The following is a 6300-nucleotide window of genomic DNA, read 5'->3' as shown; positions in this document are numbered from 1 at the left end:
GGGGTAGGGCGCTTACTCGAACCCGACAATCGCCTTGATCTCCAGATATTCCTCGAACCCATGGACCCCATATTCACGCCCGTTGCCCGAGCGCTTGTATCCGCCGAACGGGGCCATCGGGTTCCAGGCCGGGTAATTGAGCAGGACTTGCCCGGCACGGATGCGCGCGGCCACGGCGCGTGCCTGGTCGAGGTCCTGGCCCTGGACGTGTGCGCCCAGTCCGTAGACGGTGTCGTTGGCGATGGCGACGGCTTCGTCCAGGGTGTCGTACGGAATGATGCACAGCACCGGGCCGAAAATTTCTTCCTGGGCGATGCGCATGCCGTTATCGACTTGCGAGAACACCGTTGGCCGGGTGTAGAAGCCTTTGGCGAAGCCGTCCACGCGACCTGGCCCACCGCAAATCAACTTGGCACCTTCCGCGAGGCCCGCTTCGATCATCGCTTGCACGCGCTTGAACTGGGCCTCGTTGGCGATCGGGCCCAGCACGGTGTCTTCCGACCCTGGGGCGCCGACGACGATCGCATTGGCCGTGGTCGCCGCCAGTGCCTCGACTTCCGCCAGGCGATTCCTCGGTACGATCATTCGCGTGGGGGCGCTGCAAGACTGGCCGACATTGCGCAACGCCGACATCACGCCTGGCGGCACGGCCTTGGCGAAGTCGGCGTCGGGCAAGAATACGTTCGGCGACTTGCCGCCCAGCTCCTGGGTGACGCGTTTTACCGTCGGTGCCGCGGCTTGGGCGACCAGGGCGCCCGCGCGGTTGGAGCCGGTGATGGAGATCATGTCGATGTCGGGGTGCGCCGCCATGGCCGCGCCGACCTCGGCACCGCCGCCGTTGACCAGGTTGAACACGCCCGCCGGCAGACCGGCGTCGTGCACCAGTTGGGCGAACAACAGGGCGCTCAAGGGCGACAGTTCGCTGGGCTTGAGCACCACGGTGCAGCCGGCGGCAATCGCCGGGGCGACCTTGGCGGTGATCTGGTAGAGCGGCCAGTTCCACGGCGTGATCAGGCCGCAGACCCCGATGGGTTCACGCACGATGGCGGTGCCGTTCTCGATCTTTTGGAATGCATAAGTGGACAGCACATCGCGCGCCACCCGGACGTGTTCGGCCGCCAACGGCACTTGCATGGATCGGGCAAAACCGATCGCCGCGCCCATTTCCAGGGACAGTACCTGGGCCAGGGCTTCCTGGTGTTCGAGGATCAGCTCGTGGAGCTTGCCGAGGATGCGCGCGCGATCCGTCACTGGCGTCGCGGCCCAGCCGGGCATCGCCGCCCGAGCTGCCGCGACGGCGCGGTCAACGTCCGGGGACGATCCCTGGGCGACCTCGGCGATTACCTCCTCGGTAGCCGGATTGATCACGGCCAGCATCGTCGCTTGGGCCGGCGACTGCCAACGACCATTGATGTAGAACTGTCCGGTGTTGTGCGGAATATAAGAGGGTTTGGTCATCCTTCGGGCTCCCGTAGAGCGTTGATGACACTGCCGGCAGCAGGTCGTGATTGCATGCCCATAAGCTAACAAAGCGGCCCTGGCGGGTTGTGCCGTTGTTGGGCTTGGCAAAGAAGAATCTGCTGTATCTGCCGGGCTAACTTTGCAAAAACGTAGGGATGACCATTTTGGTGCGCTGGGGTGTATCGCGCACTCGCTGTGCTTCGCGCTGGGGCCTTGCTACCCGGCAGCCGTAGCCAACGGTAGCAACCGCAAACGCGCGATGATTTCGTCCTGCATCGACTGTTTTTTTATCTGCCTGATTTCGTTGAAGTTCCACTTTCCGCTCCACCGCGTCGAAACGCTGTGGCACACTTTCTGCTGTCTATTCCGTTGTTACATACCACATTCCGGTATAGCGGAATAAACTCACCCTGGAGTGCTTGCCATGCAACGCCGACCTTCCTTGTTCAAAGCGTGTGTTTTTCTCTTCGCGGCCACGACGGCTGCCATGGGTGTCGCCCAGGCGGCCGACAGCAAGCTGGACAGCGTGCTGCAACGCGGGAAATTGATCGTGGGCACGGGCAGCACCAATGCGCCGTGGCACTTCCAGGGAGCGGATGGCAAGTTGCAGGGCTTTGATATCGATATCGCGCGAATGGTCGCCAAGGGCCTGTTCAACGATCCCGAGAAAGTCGAGTTCGTGGTGCAGTCTTCCGATGCGCGCATTCCCAACCTGCTGACCGACAAGGTCGACATGAGCTGCCAGTTCATCACCGTCACCGCCAGTCGCGCCCAGCAAGTGGCGTTCACCTTGCCGTACTACCGCGAAGGCGTGGGCCTGCTGTTGCCGGCCAACAGCAAGTACAAGGAAATCGAAGACCTCAAGGCTGCCGGCGATGGCGTCACCGTGGCGGTGTTGCAGAACGTCTACGCCGAAGAACTGGTGCACCAGGCGTTGCCCAAGGCCAAGGTCGACCAGTACGACAGCGTCGACCTGATGTACCAGGCGGTGAACTCCGGCCGCGCCGATGCCGCCGCCACCGACCAGTCCTCGGTCAAATACCTGATGGTGCAGAACCCTGGGCGCTACCGCAGCCCGGCGTATGCCTGGAGCCCGCAAACCTACGCCTGTGCGGTCAAGCGCGGCGACCAGGATTGGCTGAACTTCGTCAACACCACCCTGCACGAGGCCATGACCGGCGTGGAATTCCCTACCTACGCGGCGTCGTTCAAGCAGTGGTTCGGCGTTGACCTGCCGTCGCCGGCGATCGGTTTCCCTGTTGAATTCAAATGACCCTGTGAGCCCGGGGCGCCCCTTGCGGGCGCTCCGTCGAAGGTGCTGCCGACCATGAATTATCAGTTGAACTTTGCCGCCGTCTGGCGCGATTTCGACACCCTGCTCGCGGGGCTGGGCCTGGGGCTTTCCCTGGCGCTGGTGTCGATCGCCATCGGTTGCGTGATCGGCCTGGCGATGGCATTCGCGCTGCTCAGCAAACATCGGCTCCTGCGGGTGCTGGCGTCGGTGTATGTCACGGTGATCCGCAATACGCCGATCCTGGTGCTGATCCTGCTGATCTACTTCGCCTTGCCAAGCCTGGGCATTCGCCTCGACAAACTGCCGTCGTTCGTCATCACGCTGTCGCTGTACGCCGGGGCCTACCTGACCGAAGTGTTTCGCGGCGGGTTGTTGAGCATCCACAAGGGGCAGCGTGAAGCGGGGCTGGCCATCGGCCTCGGCGAATGGCAGGTCAAGGCCTACGTCACCGTGCCGGTGATGCTGCGCAACGTGCTGCCGGCCTTGTCGAACAACTTCATCTCGCTGTTCAAGGACACCTCCCTGGCCGCGGCGATTGCCGTGCCGGAGCTGACCTATTACGCCCGCAAGATCAACGTGGAGAGCTACCGCGTGATCGAAACTTGGCTGGTGACCACGGCCTTGTATGTCGCGGCCTGTTACCTCATTGCCATGCTGCTGCGGTATTTCGAGCAGCGCCTGGCGATCCGCCGTTAGGAGTTTCCCATGTACGAATCCCCCAGTTGGCCACATGAGTTGTGGGTCGCCCGGGACACCTTGTGGAACGGCTTCCTGACCAGCGTGCAATGTTCGGTGCTGGCGATTGTATTGGGCACGTTGATCGGTGTCGTCGCCGGATTGGCCCTGACGTATGGGCGGGTCTGGATGCGCGCGCCGTTTCGTTTTTACGTCGACCTGATTCGCGGCACACCGGTGTTCGTGCTGGTGCTGGCCTGCTTCTACATGGCCCCGGCCCTGGGCTGGCAGATCGGCGCGTTCCAGGCCGGCGTGCTGGGCCTGACGCTATTCTGCGGCTCTCACGTGGCCGAGATCGTGCGCGGTGCCTTGCAGGCGTTGCCCCGTGGGCAGATGGAAGCGAGCCAAGCCATCGGCCTGACGTTCTACCAGGCGCTGGGCTACGTGCTGTTGCCCCAGGCGTTGCGGCAGATTTTGCCCACCTGGGTCAATTCCTCCACCGAAATCGTCAAGGCCTCGACCTTGCTGTCGGTGATCGGTGTGGCTGAATTGCTGCTCAGCACCCAGCAGATCATCGCCCGGACTTTCATGACCTTGGAGTTCTATCTGTTCGCCGGTTTTCTCTTCTTCATCATCAACTACGCCATCGAATTGCTCGGGCGGCACATTGAAAAACGGGTGGCGTTGCCATGACTGACGTTTCGAAACTCTCCAATACAAAGCCCTCCAACACCCAACCGCTGCTGGACATTCGTGGCCTGCGCAAACAATACGGCCCGCTGGAAGTGCTCAAGGGCGTGGACCTGAGCATGCAGCGCGGCAACGTGGTCACGCTGATCGGTTCCAGTGGCTCGGGCAAGACCACGCTGTTGCGTTGCGTGAACATGCTGGAAGAATTCCAGGGCGGCCAGATCATGCTCGACGGCGAGTCCATCGGCTATGACGAGGTGGGTGGCAAGCGCGTGCGTCATGCCGAGAAAGTCATCGCCCGGCACCGGGCCATGACCGGCATGGCCTTCCAGCAATTCAACCTGTTTCCGCATTTGACTGCGCTGCAGAACGTCACCCTGGGCCTGCTCAAGGTGAAAAAACTGCCCAAGGACGAAGCCGTCGCCCTGGCCGAAAAATGGCTGGAGCGGGTCGGCCTGCTGGAACGGCGCGATCACTTTCCCGGTCAGTTGTCCGGCGGCCAGCAACAGCGCGTGGCGATCGCCCGGGCGATTGCGATGAACCCGAGCCTGATGCTGTTTGACGAAGTGACGTCTGCGCTCGATCCGGAGCTGGTCGGCGAAGTGCTGAACGTGATCAAGGGCCTGGCCGAAGACGGCATGACCATGCTGCTGGTCACCCACGAAATGCGTTTCGCCTTCGAGGTCTCCGACAAGATCGTCTTCATGAACCAGGGCCGCATCGAAGAGCAAGGGCCGCCGAAGGAATTGTTCGAGCGACCGCAATCGCCACGCCTGGCGGAATTCCTCAAGAACACTCGTTTTTAACTCATTTCAACAAGGAGATAACCCATGAGCATTACGCGCTACGGCACCGGCAGCACCGCAGGTGGCGGACAACCACGGCCCTTCGCCCGCGCCGTGGAGGCCGATGGCTGGCTGCACGTGTCCGGCCAGGTACCGGCGGTGAACGGCGAGATCATTGTTGGCGGCATCGTCGAACAGACCCACCAGACCATGAAGAACCTGATCGCCATTCTGAAAGAGGCTGGCTATGGCCTGGAAGACGTGGTGCGCTGCGGTGTCTGGCTGGAGGACCCACGGGACTTCTGGAGTTTCAACAAGGTCTTCGGCGAATATTTCAGCCCGGAACACGCCCCGGCCCGGGCGTGTGTGCAGGCAAGCATGATGGTCGATTGCAAGGTCGAGATCGACTGCGTGGCCTACAAGAAAAAGTGATCACCTGTGGCGAGGGGATTTATCCCCGCTGGGCTGCGAAGCAGTCCCAACTTTTTTGCCATAACAGAAATTTTGGGGCGGCTTCGCCACCCAGCGGGGATGAATCCCCTCGCCACAATGAGCTGTGGCCAGCTTGCAGTCTGCGTACACTCGCGGCCAATTGAATGGGAATCCAAGACATGACCGAAGACACCATCAAACGCCGGGCCCGGGGATTGGATCGGGCGTTCGATATCCTCGATTTCCTCAAGGAAATCGGCCAGCCGCTGCGCCCGAACGACATCGCCAGCGGCATCGGCAGCCCCAAGTCCACGGTCTATGAACTGGTGGCGTCGCTGCTGGAGCGGCGCATCCTCGAGCCGGTGGGCAAGGACGGCCATGTCTACCTGGGGCGCCAGTTGTATTTTCTCGGCCAGGCCCACCTGCGGCATTTCGACCTGAGTCGCGAGGCTGACCAGGCCTTGCAGGACATCGTCCGGCAGACCCGGGAAACGGCGCAGATGTGCCTGCTCAACGGGCGCAAATACACGGTCGCGCTGATGAAGGAAGGCGAGCGGCATTTCCGCATTTCCTCGGACATCGGTGAGAACGCGCCCATCCCCTGGACGGCCTCCGGGCGCCTGTTGCTGGCGCATTTGAGCGACCAGCAGATCATCGACCTGATCGACCCTGACGATTTCATCCTGCCGGACGGCGAGCGCTTGCCCCTGGAGCAATTTCTCAAGGAAATCCGCCAGGCTGGCGTCGATGGATTCTTCTCCTTCGACAGCGTCGCCGACACCTTCACCCACTGCTTCGCCGCACCGGTCAAAGACCCCAGCGGCGTTGCCATCGCGACCCTGTGCATCGTCGCCCCGAGGGCTGACGCCAAGAACAATTACGCCGACTACCGCCGGGTGCTGATCGAAAGCGCCAACAACCTGGCCCGTCGCATCAACGAATAGCCAGCCATGGCTGTGTGAG

The 6300-nt window shown here is 62.1% G+C and carries 7 protein-coding genes; 6 read left to right on the top strand and 1 reads right to left on the bottom strand.

The annotated features are described in order from the left end of the window. Positions 1-12: 12 nt before the first annotated feature. Entirely contained in the window at positions 13-1458 is a 1446-nt protein-coding gene (locus tag Q7C33_RS27475; RefSeq protein WP_198798196.1) for an aldehyde dehydrogenase family protein, read from the bottom strand. Positions 1459-1885: 427 nt separating this feature from the next. On the opposite strand from Q7C33_RS27475, the gene Q7C33_RS27470 reads away from it, so the two are divergent. The 6 genes from Q7C33_RS27470 to Q7C33_RS27445 all read left to right on the top strand — a co-directional run bounded on the left by Q7C33_RS27470 (position 1886) and on the right by Q7C33_RS27445 (position 6281). After that, complete coding sequence (locus Q7C33_RS27470; protein ID WP_030141393.1) at positions 1886-2734, top strand: transporter substrate-binding domain-containing protein; 849 nt, start codon at positions 1886-1888, stop codon at positions 2732-2734. Positions 2735-2788: 54 nt separating this feature from the next. After that, on the top strand, positions 2789-3451 hold the full coding sequence (locus Q7C33_RS27465; RefSeq protein ID WP_030141394.1) for an amino acid ABC transporter permease: 663 nt from the start codon (positions 2789-2791) through the stop codon (positions 3449-3451). Between the two features lie 9 nt (positions 3452-3460). Continuing rightward, a complete protein-coding gene (locus Q7C33_RS27460; protein ID WP_030141395.1) occupies positions 3461-4123 on the top strand; it encodes an amino acid ABC transporter permease in 663 nt (220 codons plus the stop codon). Further along, entirely contained in the window at positions 4120-4926 is an 807-nt protein-coding gene (locus Q7C33_RS27455) for an amino acid ABC transporter ATP-binding protein (protein WP_030141396.1), read from the top strand. Before Q7C33_RS27460 ends, Q7C33_RS27455 begins: the two co-directional genes overlap by 4 nt. Positions 4927-4950: 24 nt before the next feature. Further along, positions 4951-5337, top strand: a complete 387-nt coding sequence (locus Q7C33_RS27450) for a RidA family protein (RefSeq protein ID WP_030141397.1) — start codon at positions 4951-4953, stop codon at positions 5335-5337. A gap of 179 nt (positions 5338-5516) precedes the next feature. Continuing rightward, positions 5517-6281 (top strand): IclR family transcriptional regulator, encoded by a 765-nt coding sequence (locus tag Q7C33_RS27445; protein ID WP_030141398.1) that lies wholly within the window; start codon positions 5517-5519, stop codon positions 6279-6281. Positions 6282-6300: the final 19 nt, after the last annotated feature.

The sequence above is a fragment of the Pseudomonas sp. BP11-1-1 genome (assembly GCF_052112105.1).
In the GTDB taxonomy this organism is placed as follows: Bacteria; Pseudomonadota; Gammaproteobacteria; order Pseudomonadales; family Pseudomonadaceae; genus Aquipseudomonas; species Aquipseudomonas alvandae.
Note: the sequence above shows the minus strand (reverse complement) of the source record. Positions and strands in the feature narration are given on the sequence as shown.